Annotated in this window: 21 protein-coding genes; 8 read left to right on the top strand and 13 right to left on the bottom strand. The window is 50.6% G+C overall.

The features are described 5' to 3' along the window. Nucleotides 1-5: 5 nt before the first annotated feature. From nrdH to BIY29_RS17215, 4 genes are all read right to left on the bottom strand, one after another. Nucleotides 6-245, bottom strand: coding sequence for a glutaredoxin-like protein NrdH (gene nrdH, locus BIY29_RS17230; protein ID WP_121576287.1), 240 nt, complete (start codon nucleotides 243-245; stop codon nucleotides 6-8). Between the two features lie 474 nt (nucleotides 246-719). Then, on the bottom strand, nucleotides 720-1,514 hold the full coding sequence (speD, locus tag BIY29_RS17225) for an adenosylmethionine decarboxylase (protein ID WP_121576286.1): 795 nt from the start codon (nucleotides 1,512-1,514) through the stop codon (nucleotides 720-722). 29 nt (nucleotides 1,515-1,543) lie between these two features. Beyond that, complete coding sequence (gene speE, locus BIY29_RS17220) at nucleotides 1,544-2,401, bottom strand: polyamine aminopropyltransferase (protein ID WP_121576285.1); 858 nt, start codon at nucleotides 2,399-2,401, stop codon at nucleotides 1,544-1,546. Between the two features lie 108 nt (nucleotides 2,402-2,509). Further along, on the bottom strand, nucleotides 2,510-2,857 hold the full coding sequence (locus BIY29_RS17215; RefSeq protein ID WP_121576284.1) for a YacC family pilotin-like protein: 348 nt from the start codon (nucleotides 2,855-2,857) through the stop codon (nucleotides 2,510-2,512). Between the two features lie 336 nt (nucleotides 2,858-3,193). On the opposite strand from BIY29_RS17215, the gene BIY29_RS17210 reads away from it, so the two are divergent. The 3 genes from BIY29_RS17210 to hpt all read left to right on the top strand — a co-directional run bounded on the left by BIY29_RS17210 (nucleotide 3,194) and on the right by hpt (nucleotide 6,610). Beyond that, on the top strand, nucleotides 3,194-4,822 hold the full coding sequence (locus BIY29_RS17210; RefSeq protein ID WP_121576283.1) for an ABC transporter permease: 1,629 nt from the start codon (nucleotides 3,194-3,196) through the stop codon (nucleotides 4,820-4,822). Continuing rightward, a complete protein-coding gene (locus tag BIY29_RS17205) occupies nucleotides 4,819-5,892 on the top strand; it encodes an ABC transporter ATP-binding protein (RefSeq protein WP_121576282.1) in 1,074 nt (357 codons plus the stop codon). The genes BIY29_RS17210 and BIY29_RS17205 overlap by 4 nt, the downstream gene beginning before the upstream one ends. A 184-nt stretch (nucleotides 5,893-6,076) precedes the next feature. Next, nucleotides 6,077-6,610, top strand: coding sequence for a hypoxanthine phosphoribosyltransferase (hpt, locus tag BIY29_RS17200; protein ID WP_121576296.1), 534 nt, complete (start codon nucleotides 6,077-6,079; stop codon nucleotides 6,608-6,610). Between the two features lie 47 nt (nucleotides 6,611-6,657). Here the strand turns inward: hpt and can are convergent, their stop codons facing one another. Continuing rightward, the gene (gene can / locus BIY29_RS17195) at nucleotides 6,658-7,299 is read right to left on the bottom strand and encodes a carbonate dehydratase (RefSeq protein ID WP_121576281.1); all 642 of its coding nucleotides are present in this window, start codon (nucleotides 7,297-7,299) and stop codon (nucleotides 6,658-6,660) included. Between the two features lie 127 nt (nucleotides 7,300-7,426). On the opposite strand from can, the gene BIY29_RS17190 reads away from it, so the two are divergent. Continuing rightward, nucleotides 7,427-8,350, top strand: coding sequence for an ABC transporter ATP-binding protein (locus tag BIY29_RS17190; protein WP_121576280.1), 924 nt, complete (start codon nucleotides 7,427-7,429; stop codon nucleotides 8,348-8,350). Further along, complete coding sequence (locus BIY29_RS17185; RefSeq protein ID WP_121576279.1) at nucleotides 8,347-9,117, top strand: ABC transporter permease; 771 nt, start codon at nucleotides 8,347-8,349, stop codon at nucleotides 9,115-9,117. The genes BIY29_RS17190 and BIY29_RS17185 overlap by 4 nt, the downstream gene beginning before the upstream one ends. A 196-nt stretch (nucleotides 9,118-9,313) precedes the next feature. Here BIY29_RS17185 and panD read toward each other — a convergent pair whose 3' ends face one another. From panD to sfsA, 8 genes are all read right to left on the bottom strand, one after another. Next, complete coding sequence (panD, locus tag BIY29_RS17180; protein ID WP_121576278.1) at nucleotides 9,314-9,694, bottom strand: aspartate 1-decarboxylase; 381 nt, start codon at nucleotides 9,692-9,694, stop codon at nucleotides 9,314-9,316. 11 nt (nucleotides 9,695-9,705) lie between these two features. Beyond that, on the bottom strand, nucleotides 9,706-10,560 hold the full coding sequence (panC, locus tag BIY29_RS17175) for a pantoate--beta-alanine ligase (protein ID WP_121576277.1): 855 nt from the start codon (nucleotides 10,558-10,560) through the stop codon (nucleotides 9,706-9,708). 27 nt (nucleotides 10,561-10,587) lie between these two features. Then, on the bottom strand, nucleotides 10,588-11,382 hold the full coding sequence (gene panB / locus BIY29_RS17170) for a 3-methyl-2-oxobutanoate hydroxymethyltransferase (RefSeq protein WP_121576276.1): 795 nt from the start codon (nucleotides 11,380-11,382) through the stop codon (nucleotides 10,588-10,590). A 104-nt stretch (nucleotides 11,383-11,486) separates the two neighbouring features. Further along, complete coding sequence (gene folK / locus BIY29_RS17165; protein WP_121576275.1) at nucleotides 11,487-11,984, bottom strand: 2-amino-4-hydroxy-6-hydroxymethyldihydropteridine diphosphokinase; 498 nt, start codon at nucleotides 11,982-11,984, stop codon at nucleotides 11,487-11,489. Further along, nucleotides 11,984-13,396: a polynucleotide adenylyltransferase PcnB gene (gene pcnB / locus BIY29_RS17160; protein WP_205680366.1), complete on the bottom strand. Its 1,413-nt coding sequence runs from the start codon at nucleotides 13,394-13,396 to the stop codon at nucleotides 11,984-11,986. The genes folK and pcnB overlap by 1 nt, the downstream gene beginning before the upstream one ends. 122 nt (nucleotides 13,397-13,518) lie before the next feature. Continuing rightward, nucleotides 13,519-14,439, bottom strand: coding sequence for a tRNA glutamyl-Q(34) synthetase GluQRS (gene gluQRS / locus BIY29_RS17155; RefSeq protein ID WP_121576294.1), 921 nt, complete (start codon nucleotides 14,437-14,439; stop codon nucleotides 13,519-13,521). Between the two features lie 153 nt (nucleotides 14,440-14,592). Continuing rightward, on the bottom strand, nucleotides 14,593-15,048 hold the full coding sequence (gene dksA / locus BIY29_RS17150) for an RNA polymerase-binding protein DksA (RefSeq protein WP_121576274.1): 456 nt from the start codon (nucleotides 15,046-15,048) through the stop codon (nucleotides 14,593-14,595). A 251-nt stretch (nucleotides 15,049-15,299) separates the two neighbouring features. Further along, the gene (gene sfsA / locus BIY29_RS17145; protein ID WP_121576273.1) at nucleotides 15,300-16,010 is read right to left on the bottom strand and encodes a DNA/RNA nuclease SfsA; all 711 of its coding nucleotides are present in this window, start codon (nucleotides 16,008-16,010) and stop codon (nucleotides 15,300-15,302) included. 107 nt (nucleotides 16,011-16,117) lie between these two features. On the opposite strand from sfsA, the gene hrpB reads away from it, so the two are divergent. The 3 genes from hrpB (at nucleotide 16,118) to BIY29_RS17130 (ending at nucleotide 21,610) form a co-directional block, all read left to right on the top strand. After that, nucleotides 16,118-18,547 (top strand): ATP-dependent helicase HrpB, encoded by a 2,430-nt coding sequence (hrpB, locus tag BIY29_RS17140; RefSeq protein ID WP_121576272.1) that lies wholly within the window; start codon nucleotides 16,118-16,120, stop codon nucleotides 18,545-18,547. A gap of 520 nt (nucleotides 18,548-19,067) precedes the next feature. Continuing rightward, entirely contained in the window at nucleotides 19,068-19,916 is an 849-nt protein-coding gene (gene licT, locus BIY29_RS17135) for a BglG family transcription antiterminator LicT (protein ID WP_121576271.1), read from the top strand. A 248-nt stretch (nucleotides 19,917-20,164) separates the two neighbouring features. Continuing rightward, nucleotides 20,165-21,610: a PTS transporter subunit EIIC gene (locus tag BIY29_RS17130; RefSeq protein ID WP_121576270.1), complete on the top strand. Its 1,446-nt coding sequence runs from the start codon at nucleotides 20,165-20,167 to the stop codon at nucleotides 21,608-21,610. Nucleotides 21,611-21,704 lie beyond the last annotated feature (94 nt).

The raw sequence follows: 21,704 nt of genomic DNA, 5'->3' as shown, positions 1-21,704 counted from the left end.
CCCCCTTACTGCAATTGCAGGGATTGCTGCAATGTGCTGATCTTATCCGGGCGGAAGCCGCTCCAGTGGTCGTTGGCCGTCATCACCACCGGGACCTGCTGATAGCCCAGCGCCCTGACCTGCTGTAACGCCTGCTCATCTTCCGTTAAGTCCACCAGTTGATAATTAATCCCCTGTTTATCCAGCGCACGGCATGTCGCATTGCATTGAACACAGTCTGGTTTGGTGAAAATAGTAATACGCATGATTCGTATTTACCTTTTTGGCGTGAGAGTAGTGTGTCGAAGCGGTTTTTTTGTGGGCGATGGCGCCCATACCGATCCATGTGGCAACCACCATTCGTGTGGTGGTTACCCATTAGATACTAGATGTAGGTGTTTTAAATTTCAACCATACAATATATAGGAATTATGCTGAAATTTATCCAATAGGGATATAAGCCAGACGGCATAAGGGAAAAATAAAAATCAAGGAAAAAATTTTCTTTTAACAAAGGGATAATGAACGTCGTTTCTGGCGGAGTTTTATTCCGTTTAGGTGGTTGCTGTTGATGAAGTGAAAGGGAGCGAGGCTCCCTTCAGACTGTTGACAAAGCTCATTATTAGGGAGAGCGTACTGAGGGGTCGTAGCGGCGTGAGCCGCCGGAGCGCCCCTCGGTACGCTAGGCCCGTGTATCTCAGGCTTACAGGCGACTTTGTCAGCAAACTCTTCGTCGGATATTACAGTATAGGCAGATTTCTGCCGTAATAAATTTCCTGCATTTCGTGATACAGCAAATCGGTGATTCGTTTACGTTCTTCAGCGCTCAGTGCGTTGGGATCGACGTTAAACAGATAATGTTTAAGGTCAAAATCTTTTAGTAACATCTTGGTGTGGAACATGTTTTCCTGATAAACGTTCACGTCCATCAAGTGATACAACGATTTCATGTTCGCCGACATAAAGTTTTGGATCGAGTTGATCTGATGATCAATAAAGTGTTTTACGCCATTAACGTCGCGGGTAAAGCCCCTTACGCGATAATCAATAGTGACGATGTCCGACTCCAACTGGTGGATCAGATAGTTAAGTGCTTTCAGTGGGGAAATGACGCCACAGGTCGACACTTCAATATCAGCACGGAAAGTACAGAGTCCGCCTTCAGGATGGCTTTCTGGATAGGTGTGCACACAAATATGACTTTTATCCAGATGGGCGACCACTGAACTGGGCAGTGGCCCCGGAAGCTCCGAGTTATCGACATCGCGTGGATCTATCGACTCTTCACTGACCAGAATGGTCACGCTGGCGCCTTGCGGCTCATAATCCTGGCGGGCGATATTCAGAATATTGGCGCCGATGATCGAGCAGGTTTCGCTCAGAATTTCGGTCAAACGGTTAGCGTTATACTGTTCATCAATGTAGGCGATGTAACCGTCACGTTCATCGGCTGTTCTGGTGTAACAGATATCGTAGATACAAAAACTCAGGCTTTTGGTCAGATTATTAAAGCCGTGTAGTTTCAGCTTGTGCAATTTAAGTCACCCCCTTATGGATGCGTGAATCAACGGGATAGTGCATTCAGTAAATATTGCGGCAGTGCAAAGCTGCCAACGTGAACAGCCGGATTGTAATAGCGGCACTCAAGACCGGACGCATTGAAACGTTGCTGTAATGTCTCTATGTTTGCCTGGCGCAGAGATGGATTGTTGCTGGCCCAGGCAAATGTCATGATGCCGCCATAATAGGTAGGGATTGCCGCCTGGTAAAACGTAACGTCGCTAAAATAGTGGCTGAGTTTATTGTGGCTGTTGACTGCTTCATCCTGTTGTAGGAAGCAGACGCCGTTCTGCGCAACGAAGATGCCGTCTTCATGCAAACAACGGGCGCAGCCCTGATAAAAATCAGACGTGAACAGGCTTTCACCTGGGCCGATTGGGTCGGTGCAGTCGGAAATGATGACGTCGAATTTCTCAGCACATTGGTTAACGAAGTTTACACCATCGTCGATTACCAGACGAAAACGCGGATCGTCATAGGCGCCGGCGCTGTGGTTGGGCAAATATTGTCGGCAGAACTCCACCACGCCCGCATCAATTTCCACCATAGTGATATGCTCAATGCTGGCGTGTCGGCTGACTTCACGCAGTATGCCGCCATCGCCGCCGCCGATAATCAGCACTCGCCTGGCCTGACCGTGAGACAACAGCGGAATATGGGTCAGCATTTCGTGGTAGATAAATTCGTCACGCTCGGTGGTTTGCACCACACCATCCAGCGCCATAACACGGCCTAGCGCCGGGTTTTCAAAGATGATCAGATCCTGATGGTCAGTCTTTTCGTGATACAGCACCCGCTCAATAGAAAAGTACTGGCCAAAGTTGGCATGTAGGGTTTCATACCAAATTTCTTTCTGGGACATGTTAGGGCTTCCTCCGCGATAACAGCCATGAAAATTGGCGCGCCATGATAGCTAACTCTCGCGGCGCTTGCACGGTCAAATTTCAGTCAGGGCAGAGGCGGGCGGAGATTATTGCGCGTAGGCAAGCAAACCGAGTGAGTTACGGGCCAGAGACTGACATTTTTGCGGCGTTGGAATCGCAATTTTGCTGAGATCCCGGTAGCTGTCCTCGCCTAAGGCAGTCATGTCAAATGCGCCGTAGTTGCTGAGATCCCAACGGTTTTGCCGGGCGAATGCCAACAGTGTCCGGCGAATTTGCTCGTTAGGCAGGTCTTGATAACCACAATTATTTTTCAGATAAACGAAAACGGCGGTTAAATCGGCGAGATCTTCCGCTTCAAATTCATTCAGTGCCTTACTGGCGGAGGTGAAGCTCATAAGACTCAGCAGGAGCAGCGCCAGCGCAGATTTTTTCATGGTTAAACCTGTTTCGATTAGGGTTTAATGACGTTATCACACTTGATATGGCGTGACGAAATTTTCTTGGCGCGATCGTTATTAAGTTAATTGATAAGGTTAAGTTTGATCTATAAATAAACATCTGATATTCAGGTAGTCAGATGTCTCAGGCTCGAAACAAACAGCCTGTAATGTAACGCCATTCAGTTAAGAAACCAGGATACCCAGAGTACTGCGGGATGACGCCCCCTGGCGGCGCTTCATCCCGCGCGCTCTATCAGACTTAAGTGATGCGTATTCGCTTTCTAAAAAACCGTTTTTCCGGGCCAACTGGTTTATGGATGGATAACGCCTATGTTCAGGGGTTTAGTGCGCTGGCGCGCTGTAAGCTGGCTGTTAATGGGGGGATTGCTCTGCCCGATAGCCACGATCTTTTATCAGGCGCTATTTGCCAACGGCGAAGGATTGGGTCACCTTTGGCGTTCGGGATTACCAACATACATTGTTAACTCAATTGGATTGATGGGCGGGACGGTCGTTCTGAGCTTGCTGTTCGGGCTACCGGCTGCCTGGCTGATGACGATGTATCGCTTCCCCGGCCAGCGGCTATTACGGTGGATGCTGTGCCTGCCGCTGGCAGTGCCGCCGTATCTGGTTGCCTATATTTATACTGATCTGCTGGATTATGCCGGTCCGCTACAACGCTGGCTCCGTCATCTGTTTGGTTGGGGAAATGCCGGTGATTACGGGTTCCCTTCCATTCGTTCCCTCGGTGGGGCGTGTCTGGTCTTGGCCCTGGTGCTGTATCCTTATATTTATCTGCTGGTTCGCCGGGCGCTGCTGGAGCAGTCAGCCAATCTGCGGTATTCAGCCCGACTACTGCATCACTCTCCCAACCGGGTGTTCTGGCGGATCTCTTTCCCTCTTGCCCGGCCTGCCATTGCCGTAGGGGCTGCACTGGTTGCTATGGAGTCGCTGGGGGATTTCGGTACGGTGTCCTACTTTGCTCAGTCAACGTTGACCACTGCCATATATGACGCCTGGTTGGGCTATGGCGATCTGAGCGCTGCCGCCAGAATGTCTGCACTGATGTTGTTGTTAATCTTTTTTATCGTACTGATGGCGTATTACAGCCGCCGCCGACAGCGTATTTATCAAAAAAGTATGGGACAGGAACGGGAAGATTCACCGCCACTTTCCGGTCTGATGAAGTGGCTGGCGCAGGGGTATTGCTGGGGGCTCATTGTGCTGGCAATGGGGATACCTTGTCTGATGCTGATAATTTGGAGCTGGCGCTATGTTGCCCACTCCTGGTCAATGGCGTTTTTTCACTCCAGCCTGAACAGCCTGATGGTATCTTCGCTGGCGGCGGGGGTGACGTTGCTGGTCGCGCTGGTGTTGGTGTTCTCTTCCCGCCTGGGTGCGGATAAATCCAGCCCGGTGCTGTTACGGTTAGCCGGACTGGGTTACGTGGTGCCCGGAACTATCCTGGCCATCGGCCTGCTTATCCCTCTGGCGGCGTTCAATCACGGCATCAATCGGCTGGTCTCCTGGGTAAATCTGCCCTCTTCGGGATTATTGCTATCGGGAATGCTGTTCGCGTTAGTGATCGCTTATTGTTTGCGTTTTAGTGCTGTGATGATAGGCAGAGTAGAAAGCAGTATGTCGAGGATACCGCCGTCTCTGGATGGGGTCGGCCGAACATTGGGAAGCTCTCCCTCACAGCTATTGAAGCGCGTACATCTGCCTTTGTTGCGGCGAGGAATAGTGATCGGTACGCTGCTGGTTTTTATCGAGAGTATGAAAGAGCTGAATGCTTCTTTGTTGCTCAGGCCGTTTAATTTTGAAACGCTGGCAACATATGTCTTTACCTTTACGTCCGATGAGCAGTTGGAGCAGGCGGCGTTGCCGGCCATGATGCTGGTGCTGGTCGGTCTGCTCCCCGTTATCTGGCTGAATGCGGTGCTGGAAAATAAACGATGATAGATGTAACCGACGTACTAACCATTGTGCACATAACCTGCCGTTATCACCCGCGTAAGGAAAAGGAAGGCAACGTTCTGAATAATCTTTCTCTAGCTGTCCGACAGCAGGAAATTGTTTGCCTGCTTGGGGCCAGCGGCTGTGGCAAGACCACATTGCTCAAAGCGATTGCGGGGTTGCTTCCTCTGGATGACGGTTCGATTGTGATTTCCGGCCAAATGATGAGTGACAGTGAGCAGGCTGTCGCGCCGGAGTTTCGTCAGGTCGGGTTGATTTTTCAGGATTACGCGTTATTTCCGCATTTGACGGTGGCTGAAAATATTGCCTTTGGGCTGTATGGTCAGCCTAAGGAGGCAATAGCCCGCAGCGTCGGGGAAATGGTCGCGCTGGTGCATCTGGCCGGACTGGAAGCCCGTTATCCACATGAGCTTTCCGGGGGGCAGCAGCAGCGGGTGGCTATAGCTCGTGCTCTGGTCTGCAATCCGAGCGTACTGCTGCTGGATGAACCTTTCTCCAATATTGATAATCAAGAGCGTGATAATCTGATTAACGAGCTTCGCATCATCCTGAAACAACGGCAGGTTGCCACCGTCTTTGTCACTCACAGCAAGGAGGAAGCGTTCGCCTTTGCCGATCGATTGGCGGTAATGGATAAGGGAGCCATTATCCAGGAAGGCTTCCCGGCAACACTTTACCATCGTCCTGGCAGCCGCTTTGTTGCGGATTACCTGGGTAGCAGCAATTATTTGCCGGTTAAAATCCTGAGCGATCATCAGTGGCAGAGTTTCTTTGGCGATCACCATTCGACGCACCCACATGGGCTGCCTATCGGCTCCCATTGCGACTGGCTGGTTCGTCCACATGATATTGCGCTGTCGCTGGATCCTGACGGTACGGCGCGGGTTGAGGATCGGTTATTCATGGGCACATCGAACCATTATCGCATCAGTCTGGATGAACAGGTTATACAGGTACAAAGCAGCACCTGGTTTGAACCGGGGCAGCCGGTACGGTTAAGCATAAAAGCCTCTCAACCTCTGTTTTTCCCCAGCGAGGCCGGAGAGGATTGATAAACGGCCTGGGACGTATCCGTTCGTTGGTGGCGCCTGTCGGTAGGGGATGGGGCTTGCCTGTGCTTTCTGATATACTTCGCGCCCTTAGGCGCGATCCGTCTGCATTGGCACAGCGTCAATAGCCGGAGCCTGAGCGTTATTGATGCTGCTGAATACCTTTATTCAAAGAGTTATGAGTATGATGAAACATACCGTGGAAGTCATGATTTCTGAACAGGAAGTCAGGGCGCGCGTTACCGAATTGGGCCGTCAAATCAGCGAACACTACCGTGACAGCGGCAGCGATATGGTATTGGTCGGTTTATTGCGCGGGTCGTTTATTTTTATGGCCGATTTGTGCCGGGCGATTGATGTTTCGCACGAAGTCGATTTCATGACGGCCTCCAGCTATGGCAGCGGTATGAGCACCACCCGCGACGTGAAGATCCTAAAAGATCTGGATGAGGATATCCGGGGCAAAGATGTGTTGATTGTCGAGGATATTATCGATTCAGGTAATACGCTGAGTAAAGTGCGGGAGATCCTGCAACTGCGTTCACCGAAATCACTGGCAATTTGCACCCTGCTGGACAAACCGGAACGCCGGGAAGTGGACGTGCAAGTCGAGTGGGTTGGGTTCGCTATCCCTGATGAATTTGTCGTCGGCTATGGCATCGACTACGCGCAGCATTACCGGCATTTACCCTATGTCGGTAAGGTGATTCCTCAGCAATAAACCGGATGAATGACGCCCGCACCGGCGTGGCCAGGCGTCATTGGCGATCACGAGAGCGAGGACATGGCCCGGCGATAGCGCTGTTCAAGCGTTTCCCTGCTGGTTGCCGTTACTTCCAGATTGCGCAGTCGTCCATCCTGGATACCATAAACCCATCCGTGGATGGTCACCTTCTGGCCGCGTTTCCAGGCCGACTGCATAACGGTAGAGTGGCCGAGGTTATAAACCTGTTCAACCACGTTGATTTCACACAGGGTATTCAACCGCTGTTCGGGAGGCAGTTCCCCCAGCAGCGAACTATGCTTGTACCACAGGTCGCGGATGTGCAGCAGCCAGTTATTGATTAAGCCCAGCTCGGGGTTTTCCACCGCCGCCTGGACACCGCCACAGCCGTAATGGCCGCAAATAATGATGTGCTCGACTTCCAGCACCTCGACGGCGTATTGCACCACGGAAAGGCAATTCAGGTCGGTATGAATCACCAGGTTGGCGACGTTACGATGGACGAACAGTTCACCTGGTTCCAGGCTGGTCAGGCTTTCCGCCGGTACGCGGCTGTCTGAGCAGCCAATCCATAAAAAACGAGGTCGTTGTGCCTGCGCCAATCGTTCAAAATAACCAGGATCCTCTTCCACCATCGTTGTTGACCAGCGTTGGTTATTGGCGATGAGCGTTTCAATATCTTTCATGAAAGTAAATGACCTGTAACAAACAAGGGGCGGTGAGAGGTAATATAAGGCAACAATCGTCGTTTGAAAAACGATAGTTTACCAATCGAACTGTAGAATTTACTGATAATAAGGCAATCCATTTCTTATGACATATGCACTGGAACTGGCGCAGTTAACCAAGACCTACTCAGGGGGCGTCCAGGCGTTGCGCGGCATCGATCTGCGGGTTGAAGCAGGCGATTTCTACGCGTTATTAGGGCCGAATGGCGCCGGGAAATCCACTACAATTGGCATCATCAGCTCCCTCGTCAATAAAACCGCCGGCAAAGTTCAGGTATTTGGTTACGACCTTGAGCGGGATGTGGTTAACGCGAAGCGTCAATTGGGGCTGGTCCCGCAAGAGTTCAACTTTAACCCGTTTGAAACCGTGTTGCAGATTGTGGTCAATCAGGCGGGTTATTACGGCGTTAAACGCCAGGATGCCCTGCCGAGAGCGGAAAAGTATCTGAAACAGTTGGATTTATGGGGAAAACGGCACGAACGCGCCCGTATGTTATCCGGGGGGATGAAGCGTCGTCTGATGATTGCCCGCGCATTGATGCATGAGCCTAAACTCCTGATCCTTGATGAACCCACCGCCGGGGTGGATATCGAATTGCGTCGCTCCATGTGGGGATTTCTGAAAGAACTCAACGCGCAGGGAACGACGATTATTCTGACTACCCACTATCTGGAAGAGGCTGAAATGCTGTGCCGCAATATCGGCATTATTCAGAATGGTGAGTTGGTGGAAAATACCTCCATGAAACACCTGCTTTCCAAACTTAAATCCGAAACTTTTATGTTTGATCTGGCCGCCAGGAGTCCGTTGCCGAAACTTGACGGGTATCAGTATCGTCTGGTGGATACCTCGACGCTGGAAGTGGAGGTCATGCGCGAACAAGGGCTTAACGGGCTGTTCAGCCAGTTAAGCGCACAGGGTATTCAGGTATTGAGTATGCGAAATAAAGCTAACCGGTTGGAAGAGCTGTTTGTCACCCTGGTTAATGGTTATGGAGAAAAAGCATGATGCGTTTGTATTGGGTGGCGTTGCAGAGTATCTGGGTCAGAGAGGTGAACCGCTTTGGCCGTATCTGGATACAGACGCTGGTACCGCCGGTTATCACCATGACGCTGTATTTTATTATTTTCGGTAATCTGATTGGTTCACGTATCGGGGAGATGCATGGATTTGATTACATGCAGTTTATCGTTCCCGGCCTGATCATGATGGCGGTGATCACCAACGCCTATGCGAATGTGGCCTCGTCCTTCTTCAGCGCAAAATTTCAGCGTAACATCGAAGAACTGCTGGTAGCGCCGGTTCCTACTCATGTGGTGATTGCCGGTTATGTCGGCGGCGGCGTGGCGCGTGGTATTTGCGTCGGCGTGCTGGTAACGGCGGTATCGCTGTTTTTCGTACCGCTGCATGTGCACGCCTGGTGGGTGATTATTTTAACGCTGGTGCTGACGGCGGTGTTGTTCTCGCTGGCTGGACTGCTGAATGCGGTATTTGCCAAAACCTTTGATGACATCAGCCTGATCCCGACCTTTGTGCTCACCCCTTTAACTTATCTGGGCGGGGTATTTTATTCGCTAACTCTGCTGCCGCCGTTCTGGCAGGCGGTATCGAAACTGAATCCGGTGGTGTATATGATCAGCGGTTTCCGCTACGGTTTTCTCGGCATCCTGGATGTGCCGCTGGTATTTACTATGACCGTATTAGTCGCCTTTATCGTGGTGTTTTACATTTTTGTCTGGTGGCTGATTGAGAACGGACGCGGGCTGCGTAGCTGATTTGCGGATGAAAAGAAAAGGCGGTGTCGCCACCGCCTCAGACCGTTGACAAAGTCCGATATTAGGGACAGCGTGCCGATGGGGCCGTAGCGGCGTAAGCCGCCGGAGCGCCCCTCGGTGCGATAAGCCCGGGTATCTGGATCTCATTGCTATGGTTTTGTCATCAAACGCAGGCGGTGTCGCCACCGCCCGTTAGTCAGGCTACCTGCACCGGAATGGCTTTGGCCTGGCGCTGTAGTTGGTTGTCGCCGGAGAAATAAGCGACCTTAGGGTGATGCTCTCTTGCCTGCTCGTCAGACATCTGTACATAAGAGCAGATGATCAGCTTGTCGCCCACGCAGGCACAGCGTGCCGCGGCGCCGTTTACCGAAATAATCCGCGATCCGCGTTCTCCGGCAATTGCATAGGTTGAGAACCGTTGGCCGTTATCCACGTTGTAGATGTCGATGGCCTCGTATTCCAGTATGCCTGCCGCATCCATGAAATCCTGATCGATGGCGCAAGATCCTTCGTAGTGCAAATCAGCCTGGGTTACTTTTACCCGGTGCAGTTTGCCCTGCAACATGGTACGTATCATTGTTTGTCCCCTCATACGGTCAAATCGACTTGCTGGTTATCAATTAATCGCGCTTTACCCAACCAGGCCGCCATTAAAACCACTGCGCGGGCGCTGGCCGCCGTCAGTGGCTGCAAGGTGTCGGCATCACGAATGAACAGCTCGTCAGGCGTGAACCCGGCCTGTTGCAACGTCTCATCTGCCTGTGCAAGTAACGTATCTATCTGGCGATTGCCAGCAGCCAGTTGCGCCACAACGGTTGCCATGATCTGATGTAATTGTGGCGCGATCTGGCGCTGTTCGGCGCTGAGGTAACCGTTGCGTGAACTGAGAGCCAGCCCATCTTTAGCGCGTACAATCGGTACGCCGACAATACTGATGTCATAACCCATATCGCTGACCAACTGACGAATCAGCAGCAACTGCTGATAATCTTTTTCGCCAAAGCAGGCCAGATCGGGCTGTACCATGTTAAACAATTTGCTGACAATGGTGGCAACGCCCCGAAAATGACCAGGACGGCTGGCGCCTTCCAACATATAAGAAAGACCGGGAACTTCGACAAAAGTTTGCTCTTCCAGTCCGTTCGGATATATCTCATTCGGGCTTGGCGCAAAAACCAGATCGACACCACGCTGGTTCAGCTTCTCACAGTCTTCCTGCAACGTTCGTGGATAATGGTCTAAGTCATCCTGCCGTTCAAACTGCATCGGATTGACAAAAATACTGACCACCACGATGTCAGCCCGCTCTCTGGCTTCATCAACCAGCCTCATGTGCCCGTCGTGCAAATTACCCATAGTGGGCACCAGAGCGATACGTTTCCCCTCCTGGCGCCAGCGACGGATTTCACGGCGTAGCAGCAGAGGGGTTTCAATAATCAACACACCCGTACTCCTTGAAATCAACTAATTTTAATGAAAAGAATGTTCTTCAGCCGGATAAATACCTTGTTCAACTTCCTGCACGTAAAGACGCGCCGCTGTGCGAATGTCGCCGCTTTGCGCTAAAAAGTTCTTGGCGAATTTAGGCGTTTTTTCGCCCGTGATGCCAAATGCATCATGCATGACCAGAATTTGCCCATCGGTTACGTTGCCCGCGCCGATGCCGATAACCGGAATGGAGAGGGCTTCCGTAATGCGTTTGGCCAGCGCGACCGGCATACATTCCAGCACCAGCAACTGCGCTCCGGCCTGTTCTATGGCCAGCGCATCGTTAAAGAGTTGATCGGCGGCTGTCTCATCCCGGCCCTGAACTTTATAACCACCGAAAATGTTGACGGACTGCGGCGTCAAACCCAAATGCCCGCAAACGGGAACCGCTCGTTCGGTCAGCATTTGTATGGTTGGGGCTAACCAGCGGCCTCCCTCCAGCTTCACCATATTGGCGCCTGCACGCATCAGCTCCGCCGCCTGGCTGAACGCTTGTTCCGGCGTCGAGTAGCTCATAAACGGCATGTCGGAGAGGAGCAAGGCAAGAGGTACGCCACGGCGGACGCAGTGTGTATGGTAAACCATGTCGTTGATGGTCACAGGCAGAGTGGAGTCATGTCCTTGTAATGTCATACCCAGCGAGTCGCCAATCAGCATTACCCGGATACCCTGTTCAAAGAATAAACGGGAGAAGCTGGCGTCGTAAGCCGTAATCGAAGCAAACTTACGCTGCTCTTGTTTCCATTGGCGCAAATGGGAGAGGGTTGTCGGTTTCATGACAGTCTTCCTATGTCAATAGGGCGAAGAATAAAGGGGATCATTCTAATGGAAGCTCGCGGGCAGTGATAGCTATCAAGCGATCACTTAAACAAATCACGTGATCAGACGCAGGATGTATCATCCCAACAGGTTAACCCGTTACGATCAACGTTTGTCAAAAGGTGGGCGAGTGATTCGCCATCAGGAAAAATCAGTTCCGGGGCGATCTCAGCCAGCGGATACAGCATAAATTCGCGGTTTTTCATGTCGTAATGGGGCACGGTCAGCCGTTGCGTGTGGATGATCTGGTTACCGAACAGCAAAATGTCCAGATCCAGCGTGCGTGGCCCCCAGCGATGCGCTTTGCGCACCCGGCCCTGTTCCAACTCAATGGCCTGGGTATGATCCAGCAGGCGATCGGCACTCAGGTCGGTTTCCAGTTCTGCAACGGCGTTTAGATAATCGGGTTGATCCTGTGGGCCCAATGGTCGACTACGATAAAAAGAGGAACAGCAGACCAACCGGGTTTGCGGCATATTATCCAGCGCGGTCAGGGCAGCATTAATCTGCTGTAAAGGCTGTGCCAGATTGCTGCCCAGGGCCAGATAAACACATGTCATCAGGTTTTTTCCCGGTGCTCGGTGGTTGGTTTGCGCGGGCGGCGGGGACGGGAACGGCGGTGTGGCGTCGGGCCGTCATCCAGCGTGCTTAACATGGCCTGCTGACGCGGCGGAATTGCAACCTGGAACTCTCCCCACCATTGTGCCAGACGCAGTAATTCCTGATGGTTTTCTATTTCACCACGCAGGCAAAGCAGGTCATAGGCCGCCCGGAATTTAGGATGTTCCATCAGTTTATAGGCACGTTTGCCCTGACGGCGAGACAGGCGCAACTGCAATTGCCAGATGTCGCGGACTAACGAAGTAATGCGTTTGGGGATTGCAAGTGAGCGGCATTGTTCATCCAGAATATCATTCATCGCCAGCGCAAAGGCATCGAAATAGGCCAGACCACCTTCCTGCGCCAGCTTTTGCGCATGCTCAATCAGCGGATACCACAACATGGCTGAGAACAGAAATGCCGGGTTAACCCGCATATTATTTTGCAGCCGTTGATCGGTATTTTTCAGAACCTGAGCGACCATTCGTTCCAGCGTACTGTCACCTGTTTCGGTAAAGTTACTGCTGATTAACGGGAAAAGCGGCTGGAATAACTGATATTCACACAGCATTTTGTAAGTCGGATAACCGTAACCCGTCTGTAACAGCTTCAGCGACTCCTCAAACATACGGGCCGCCGGGATATCGTGCAGCAGAGAGGCAAGGCGGGGAATCGGTTCGGCTGTTTCAGGGCTGATGGTCATATTCAGCTTGGCAGCGAAGCGGACGGCGCGCAACATCCGCACCGGATCTTCACGATAGCGGGTTTCCGGGTCGCCGATCATGCGAATAACGCCCTGACGCAGATCGTTTAAGCCGTCGGTATAGTCACGTACGGTAAAATCGGAAATGCTGTAATACAGGCTGTTAATGGAGAAATCTCGGCGTTGGGCGTCTTCCTCGACAGAGCCAAAAATATTGTCGCGCAGTAGCATACCGCTCTGGGCCTGCTGGGCTGAATTTTTGATTTCCTGCTGTTCCCGGTGCTGCTCGTGATGACCACGGAATGTAGCGACTTCGATCACTTCCGGCCCGAACATGACATGAGCCAGACGGAAACGGCGGCCAATCAAACGGCAATTACGGAATAGCTTGCGAACCTGCTCTGGCGTGGCGTTGGTGGTGATATCAAAATCTTTGGGTTTTTTGCCCAGCAGCAGGTCACGCACACCGCCGCCGACCAGATAAGCCTCGTAGCCCGCTTTGTTCAGGCGATAAAGTACTTTCAGTGCGTTATCACTGATATCACTGCGCGAAATATTATGCTGGTCACGTGGGATCACGCTCAGATGTTGGCGTGGTTCCTCAGCTTTGACCGTTTCGTTCTCACGATTCAGTACTTTACGGCAAAAATTAGCGACTCGGGTAAAGATAATACACCTCGATAGTGATGAATAATTCAATTATAGACACAGCAAAAAAACTCTCCGCAGGAGTTTTTGACGCCGTATCGGCGGCGGCCAGGAATGGCGCGCCACAAAAAAATAGCGGCTAATCATAGCTCACCAGACCTTGTTTGAGAATGCTGATGTGATCGCAGGCCGATTTTTGTTGCTTGCAGAGGGATATGGGAAAGCGACCAATGCGTGACAGACCACTCAAGTAATGCCGGGAGTGCCAGGTCTTGCCAGCTTTCAGGTAATGGCTGATGCAGAAACTGTAGTGCGGCTATCAATATGGGACGTGGATCCCCGGCTGGCAGCGCAGGGGCGTGATTCTGTTTGGAGAGTTTGTGCCCGGCGGCATTCAGCGCCAGCGGCAGATGGATATAAGCTGGCTCTTTATACCCCAGTTGGCGGTATAGCGAGAGCTGCCGCACCGTGGGTTCTATCAGATCGGCCCCACGGACAATTTCCGTGACGTCCTGCATGTGATCGTCGACGACAACGGCCAGATTGTAGGCAAAAAGCCCGTCACGACGATGAATAATAAAGTCTTCAGCCGCTACAATGGGGTTCGTATAAATTTCACCGCGTAGCCCATCGTAAAAGTGAGACACTGGTGCGGTTTGCCGTATGCGTAATGCGGCATTTTCCGCACTAAAGCCCCGATCCCGGCAATGTCCATCATAGTGCCCGCCTAATTGCCGGATACGGCGCCGGGTACAAGTGCAGTAGTAGCTTAACCCCTGTTGCGCAAGCCAGTGAAGTGCCTCGTGATAAAGCGCATGGCGTTGTGACTGATAGACCACTTCGCCATCCCAATAAAGACCATGGTGTTCCAACTGGGAGAGGATACGAGCGGCGGCGCCGGGGATTTCACGGGGAGGGTCGAGATCCTCAATCCGAACCAGCCAACGCCCATATTGAGCACGAGCCTGAAGATAACTGCCGAGAGCGGCAATCAGTGAACCAAAGTGCAGATCACCGGACGGGGAAGGGGCAAAGCGCCCGATGTAACGATCTTTTTGACGCATAACAGTAAAAACAACGACGCACATCAGCACTGAGTATCGCAAAGGCGGTGGCGAAGGTTCTGTATCTATAGGTTGAACAGGGATTATCACCTGAATAGCCTATCCCTGTGCATGAGTATTATACCCGCAGGGTTAGGCTTTTAGGATCAATGATTATCCTGCCATTTGCTTTTCGCGTATTTCTGCCAGTGTTTTGCAGTCAATACACAAATCAGCCGTTGGACGGGCTTCTAAACGACGGATGCCAATCTCTACGCCGCAGGATTCGCAATAACCAAAGTCTTCATCTTCGATTTTTTGCAACGTTTTAGCGATTTTCTTGATCAGCTTACGTTCACGATCGCGATTGCGCAGTTCAAGGCTGAACTCTTCTTCCTGAGCCGCACGATCCACCGGATCGGGAAAATTGGCTGCTTCATCTCGCATATGCGATACAGTACGATCCACTTCATCCCTGAGTTGGTTGCGCCATGCTTCAAGAATACGCTTGAAATGAGATAGCTGAACGCTGTTCATATACTCTTCGCCCGGCTTCTCCTGATATGGCTCTACTCCGGCAATTGCGAGAATGCTCAGAGAAGATGTCTTGCGGTTTTGCCCTTCTTGCATGTTGCTTCTCCTACATAACACGGCACGCACCATACCCTTGTTTATTTGACGTTACAGCCAGACGGCAACGCCAATGACTTTGGGTATATCGACCCCTAAAGGGGAAAAAACAGGCCGCTATAAATAACAGATGAAGATTAGGTTGGCAATGGTTCCTGACACCGGCCTGATAAAGTGTGAGGAACAACGTATCATCACTAGTTGATAAACAACGTGTTAGCGTGTTATGCCATGACCACTTTATTTATCACTTATTGCGTTATCAATAACGGCAACGGATGCGCAAGCTTGATGCCATTAGGCGATAATATTGAGCCATAACATAAAATTTCAACCCCCTGTCGTTGCGCTGCAATTAATAATTCAGCATAGCGTGCGTCAATATGCCGTGCGGGTGAAACCTGTTTGATCCCCGAATGAAGGACGGCGAAAAACAGCACGGCCCGCTCACCATTGGCCGCCACCTGTTGCAGTTCGCGTAGGTGCTTCTGTCCCCTGAGCGTAACGGCATCAGGAAAGTAACCATATCCATGTTGCGATAATGTGACAGATTTCACCTCAATATAGCAGTTAATCTTGTCTGGCGCCTGTAGCAGCAGGTCAATACGGCTGTTTTCCGTGCCGTATTTCACTTCGGTTTTTATGGCGGTATAACCCGCTAACGTTTCCACCTGATTTTCTAACAGGGCTTCATGCAATAAAGTGTTGGCACGCAGCGTATTAACGCAAATCCAGTCATTTTTCCGCGTCTCAGTCAGTTCCCAACTGTGCGGATATTTCCGTTTTGGGTTGTCAGAGGTGGAGTACCAAACGGTATCGCCGGGTGTCGCACATCCGGTCATTGCCCCCGTATTGGCGCAATGAAGCGTGAGTTCTCTTCCTTCCGGGGTCACCACATCGGCAAGAAAACGTTTGTAACGTTTAATCAACCGGGCTGGCTGTAAGCGGGGCGTGTATTGCATCGTTATCCTATTTTTGTTTCGTCAGCAGCCAGCCTGCTAATGTCTGATGGTGGGCAGCCGATGCTACAATGCCTGCCGCTGAAAGTTAACCCTTAACGGAGATCTCTGTGACTTTACCGCCTGTCAGTGCCGTACTGAATGATGTGATAACCGCGCTGCACATGTCGCCCCAGGTTTTATTGAATGCGCCGACCGGCGCGGGGAAATCAACCTGGTTACCGTTGCAACTGCTCCGTCAGGGCAAACTGGACGGTCGGATTATCATGCTGGAGCCACGACGGCTGGCGGCGAAAAGCGTTGCCTGGCGTCTGGCGCAGCAATTGGGTGAAGAGCCGGGGCAGACGGTGGGCTATCGTATGCGCGCTGAAAACCGTGTCAGCGCCTCAACCCGTTTGGAAGTCGTCACCGAAGGTATCTTGACACGACTACTGCAACAAGACGCCGAACTGAATGGCGTGGCGCTGGTAATTCTGGATGAGTTTCACGAACGCAGTTTACAGGCTGATCTGGCTCTGGCGCTACTGTTGGATATTCAGCAGGGGCTGCGTGACGATTTGAAACTGCTGATTATGTCCGCCACGTTGGACAATACGCGGCTTTCGGCCCTGCTTCCTGAGGCGGTCGTCGTGGTATCCGAAGGGCGCAGTTATCCGGTGGCGCGTTATTATTATCCATTGAATAATCAGGAACGGCTGGAGGAGGGCGTTGCCCGCCAGGTCAGGCGATTATTGACCGAACAAACCGGATCGCTGTTGCTGTTTCTACCGGGTGTGGCTGAAATCAAACGGGTACAGACATTGCTGGCGGGCAGCGTGACGGATGACGTGGATTTGTGTCCTTTATATGGCGCACTGACGCTGGCGGAGCAGCAGAAAGCGATTCTGCCGTCGGAAAACGGGCGGCGTAAGGTGGTCTTGTCGACCAACATTGCGGAAACCAGCCTGACCATTGAAGGGATCCGGCTGGTGGTGGATTGCGGACTGGAACGGATAGCGCGTGTTGACGTCAAAAGTGGTTTAACCAGGCTGGTCACCCAGCGTATCAGCCAGGCATCAATGGTACAGCGTGCCGGGCGTGCCGGCAGGTTAAGTGCCGGTATCTGCTGGCATTTGTGTTCCCGCGAACAGGCTGAACGTGCCGCTGCGCAAAGTGAGGCCGAGATACTTAATAGCGATCTCAGTAGCTTTTGGCTGGATCTGTTGCAGTGGGGATGCGCCGATGCAGGCCAATTAATCTGGCTGGATGCGCCGCCGCTGCCTGCTTTGCAGGCGGCGCGTCAACTTTTGCGCCAGCTAAAGATTACCGACCAGCATGACAAACTGACGTCTGCAGGGCGGAAAATTGCCTCGCTGGGGTGCGATCCCCGGCTGGCGGCTATGCTGACTGCGGCGGTACAGCAAAGTAATGATGCGCTGGCAACGGCGGGTTGTCTGGCTGCGATACTGGAAGAGCCGCCGCGCAGCGGATCGATGAACCTGCTTGACTGGCTGCACCGCCCATTGCCGCATTGGTTACGGCGCTCACAGCAGCTTACTCGTCGTTTGTCTGCGGCATCAGGCCGCATTGATGAAGGATGGGCCGCCTGGCTGTTGGCGCAGGGGTTTCCCGACCGTATCGCCCGGCGGCGCAGTCATGACGGGCGCTATCAACTGGCAAATGGAACCGGAGCGATGATGTCGGCGGACGAGGCGCTCTCCGCCACCGACTGGCTGGTAGTTCCCGCTTTATTGCAGAACAGCCATAATGCGGATGCGCGTATCCTGCTGGCGTTACCGCTGGATATCGAACGTTTGGAACAACAGTTACCTGGGCTGGTCAGTGAGCATAACGTGGTGCATTGGGACGAAGAGAAAGGTACTCTGCGCGCCAGCAAACGCTGCCAGATAGGGTGCCTGACGTTGCGACACCGCCCGTTAAGCAAACCCTCTGATAAGGAGTTACAACAGGCCATGTTAGCCTGGCTGCGGGAACAGGGGTTGTCCGGGCTGAATTGGGATTCAGCGGCGTTGCAATTGCGCGCACGGCTACAGTGCGCCCGTCAGTGGCTGCCTGAGGTAAACTGGCCGCTGATGGATGATGAAACCCTGCTGGCGACGCTGGAACAGTGGCTACAGCCGTCTTTGTCCGGTGTGAGGGACTTACGGGCATTACGTCAGATTGACCTCAGCGCGGCGTTAATGCGTTTGCTGGATTGGCCTTTACGTCAGCGGCTGGATAGTGCTTTGCCCAGCCATTACACTGTACCGGGCGGCAGCCGTTTGCCGATTGCTTACTATGAAGATAAGCCGCCGGTGCTGGCGGTGCGAATGCAGGAAATGTTCGGCGAGCGCCGAAATCCACTGCTGGCGGAAGGGCGTATCGCGCTGGTGCTGGAGCTGTTATCGCCAGCACAGCGGCCCTTGCAGATTACGCGTGATCTGGCCGCTTTCTGGCAAGGGGCTTACCGCGAGGTACAAAAAGAGATGAAAGGACGCTATCCCAAACATTTCTGGCCGGACGACCCTTCGACTGCCCCTCCGACTAAAAGACGAAGATAGCTTGATGTCGGCGTACCACGATCAGATGTGCTTGTTAACGCTTCAGGGCGATTTTAACGAACAGCAGACCACCGGGCAGATTGTTACGGGAGCGGTTATCTCATTAATCCCGATGAGCTTACTCAGGTAAGTATTCGGGTGACTGACAAATCTGCCAGGAGCAAATTTAAACGCTGCTGGCAGCGGCCGCGAAGGGGCGAGGCCCACGGATGGGCCGAGTAACACAGCCAACGCACATGCAGCTTGAAGTATGACGGGTATATTCGTCAATATTTAGCAGATTTCAAAACTGTAATCTTAATCACATAAAAATTTTGCCACTCCTACTTTAATTAATGGTTTTTTGCCGGAAGGAGTGTGATCTGAATAACTGAATGAGTGTGGTGAACAGGAAAAAAACCATATACTGCCTGCTAGTAATTTTTACCTGGTAGTTGTACATTTTGAAAATAGCTAAATAAATATTTATTTTGATTTAACTGATTTTCTCAAAGTGTATCCTCGTTTATCAGGGTTTATTATGAAGATAGAAAAGATACTAAATAACAATGTTGCCATCGTGTTGGATGAAAAAGATCATGAGAAGGTGGTAATGGGGAAGGGGATCACCTTTAACAAAAAAGCAGGAGAATATTTGAATGAGAGCCAGATTGAAAAAATTTTCTCTCTCAATCAGTATGAACTTGATGATCGCCTGGTGGCGTTGTTGGCTGAGGTTCCGTTAGAATACATAAATATTTCTGAACAAATTATTATGTTGGCAAAAGAACGTCTTCCGGGAAAAATTCATAATAGTGTTTATGTCTCTCTTGCTGATCACCTCAATTTTGCCATTCAGCGCCACGCAGAGGGCATAGAAATTAAGAATGCACTGCTTTGGGAAATTAAAAAACTGTATCGTGATTATTTTCAAATAGGTGAGGAAGCATTAAGTATCATCAAAGATAAGTTAGGCGTCAGCCTTCCTGAAGATGAAGCCGGATTCATTGCCCTGCATATCGTCAATGCGCAACTGAATGAAAATATGCATGATACTTTGCAAATGACACGCACGATCCAGGATATTTTAAGTATGGTCAAGTATCATTTTGATCTGGAATATAACGAAAACTCACTTAGCTATCATAGGTTTATTACCCATCTTAAGTTTTTTACCCAGCGTATGTTAGAACACAGTTATATTGAGGATGATGACGAGTCGATGTCTTTCTTTGTAAAGGAAAAATATGCCGATTCCTTCCAGTGTACCGAAAAAATAAATAAATACATTGAGTTGCACCATCAGCATACCTTGACTAATCAGGAAAAGATGTTTTTGAGCATTCACATCGAGCAAGTGAGAATGCGCGGCAAAGATCAAAGTCATTAATGATTTCGCGCCAACAATTTGTGATGATCGTCGCATTTTACTCACTGAAATAATAGAAAGTGTTGTGCTTATAAAAAGATAGTTATATTAAATGTCAATTACAGGATTGCTACCATCGTGCTGAACAAAGTACGTTGGGCTAGACCTAACTCTTCTCCCGCTTTAAAAGGCGATGTGAGATCCCAGAGTTAGGTCTTTTTTTTTTGGGGCTTAAATTTTTATTTCGATGCTCACTTAAGAGGCTATAAATGAGGTATTTGAATCTGGCTAATGAAATCGTTGCTTATGTGGGAGGGAAAGGCAATGTCCTCAAATTGGTTCATTGCGCAACTCGTCTCAGATTCAACTTGCGTGATAATCACCTTGCGGAAATAGATAAACTCAGATCGTTGCCAGGAATTATTGCTGTCGTTGAAAGTGGTGGTCAATTTCAGGTGGTGGTGGGAAGCCATGTGGGAGATGTTTTCGACGCGATTAACAACGGGCCTCTCAGTCAGGGAAATGACCAATCTATCACGGAAGAAAATATAGAAAATAATGCGCCAGAAGATAAAAAAACAGGCGTTAAAGCCTTATTCAATGCTGCTATCGATCTGATTTCAAGTATTTTTGCACCATTGTTGAGCGTATTGATGGCTGCCGGGTTGATTAAAGGCGTAATAGCTATCGCGACGGTATTTAACTGGCTTGATACTGAGAGTGGGACTTACCGTATAATTTTTGCTACCAGCGACGCCCTTTTTTATTTTATGCCAATCCTGCTGGGTTATACTGCTGGCAAGAAATTTGGCGGTAATCCATTAGTGACATTAGTCGTAGGCGCGGTACTGACGCATCCATTGATAATTGAGTCGTTTCAGTCTACCCAAGGGGATAACCCGGCGAATTACACATTTTTAGGGATTCCTGTCACATTTATCAATTATAGTTCAACCGTTATTCCGATCATTTTTTCCGCATGGTTTTGCTGTTTTCTCGAAAAACATCTCAACCGTTGGATACACCCATTTATCAAATCCTTTATCACCCCGTTTTTGTGCCTGATGATTACTTTGCCAATGACGTTTTTGGTGATAGGGCCTTTGGCTACTGGCTTAAGTGATGCAATAGGTATCGGATATACCTATATTTATCAGCTTAACCCGATGATTGCAGGCATATTTATTGGTGTATTTTGGCAGATCTTCGTGATTTTCGGCGTTCACTGGGGTTTGGTGCCGATCATGATTAATAATTTGATGACGCAAGGTCATGACACTATTTCACCCGTGGTTCAACCCGCAGTATGGGGGCAGGCTGGGGCGACACTGGGAATACTGCTACGTACCCGTGACAAGAAAACAAAATCTCTGGCTGGCCCCGCATTAATTTCAAGTTTTTTTGGTATTACTGAGCCAGCAATTTATGGTTTAACTTTACCGATGAAGCGTCCCTTTATTTTTGGCTGTATCGGCGGGGCGATTGGCGGAGCAATTATAGGATTATATTCCGGGACGGCATATACCTTTGGCGCCCTGGGTGTATTCGGTTTTACCATGTTTATATCCCCCGATGGTTTTGATAGTGGTTTCTGGAGTGTTGTAATTGGATCCGTAGCCTCATTCTGTTTTTCTTTTATTGCTACCTATCTATTTGGTTTTCCATCCGATAACAAAGAAGCGGCCAGGGAACTTAGTGTTGAACAGGTGAGGTAATTATATTCGTTTACTTTAAGGGGATATATATTTTATTTGTTATTTTTTCAGGAAAAATAAAACATTTTTTATAATTGAATAATCTGGAGTATTT

The sequence above is a fragment of the Brenneria alni genome (genome assembly GCF_003666245.1).
In the GTDB taxonomy this organism is placed as follows: Bacteria; Pseudomonadota; Gammaproteobacteria; order Enterobacterales; family Enterobacteriaceae; genus Brenneria; species Brenneria alni.
Note: the sequence above shows the minus strand (reverse complement) of the source record. Positions and strands in the feature narration are given on the sequence as shown.

Coding starts and splice junctions, on each gene's coding strand:
- folK (WP_121576275.1), bottom strand. CDS start 11,984: ATGACATGTGTTTATCTGGCCCTGGGCAGCAATCTGGCACAGCCTTTA.
- BIY29_RS17215 (WP_121576284.1), bottom strand. CDS start 2,857: ATGAAAAAATCTGCGCTGGCGCTGCTCCTGCTGAGTCTTATGAGCTTC.
- speE (WP_121576285.1), bottom strand. CDS start 2,401: ATGTCCCAGAAAGAAATTTGGTATGAAACCCTACATGCCAACTTTGGC.
- BIY29_RS17205 (WP_121576282.1), top strand. CDS start 4,819: ATGATAGATGTAACCGACGTACTAACCATTGTGCACATAACCTGCCGT.
- panD (WP_121576278.1), bottom strand. CDS start 9,694: ATGATACGTACCATGTTGCAGGGCAAACTGCACCGGGTAAAAGTAACC.
- dksA (WP_121576274.1), bottom strand. CDS start 15,048: ATGCAAGAAGGGCAAAACCGCAAGACATCTTCTCTGAGCATTCTCGCA.
- BIY29_RS17210 (WP_121576283.1), top strand. CDS start 3,194: ATGTTCAGGGGTTTAGTGCGCTGGCGCGCTGTAAGCTGGCTGTTAATG.
- BIY29_RS17190 (WP_121576280.1), top strand. CDS start 7,427: ATGACATATGCACTGGAACTGGCGCAGTTAACCAAGACCTACTCAGGG.
- nrdH (WP_121576287.1), bottom strand. CDS start 245: ATGCGTATTACTATTTTCACCAAACCAGACTGTGTTCAATGCAATGCG.
- can (WP_121576281.1), bottom strand. CDS start 7,299: ATGAAAGATATTGAAACGCTCATCGCCAATAACCAACGCTGGTCAACA.
- gluQRS (WP_121576294.1), bottom strand. CDS start 14,439: ATGCGTCAAAAAGATCGTTACATCGGGCGCTTTGCCCCTTCCCCGTCC.
- hpt (WP_121576296.1), top strand. CDS start 6,077: ATGAAACATACCGTGGAAGTCATGATTTCTGAACAGGAAGTCAGGGCG.
- panB (WP_121576276.1), bottom strand. CDS start 11,382: ATGAAACCGACAACCCTCTCCCATTTGCGCCAATGGAAACAAGAGCAG.
- BIY29_RS17130 (WP_121576270.1), top strand. CDS start 20,165: ATGAGGTATTTGAATCTGGCTAATGAAATCGTTGCTTATGTGGGAGGG.
- licT (WP_121576271.1), top strand. CDS start 19,068: ATGAAGATAGAAAAGATACTAAATAACAATGTTGCCATCGTGTTGGAT.
- sfsA (WP_121576273.1), bottom strand. CDS start 16,010: ATGCAATACACGCCCCGCTTACAGCCAGCCCGGTTGATTAAACGTTAC.
- BIY29_RS17185 (WP_121576279.1), top strand. CDS start 8,347: ATGATGCGTTTGTATTGGGTGGCGTTGCAGAGTATCTGGGTCAGAGAG.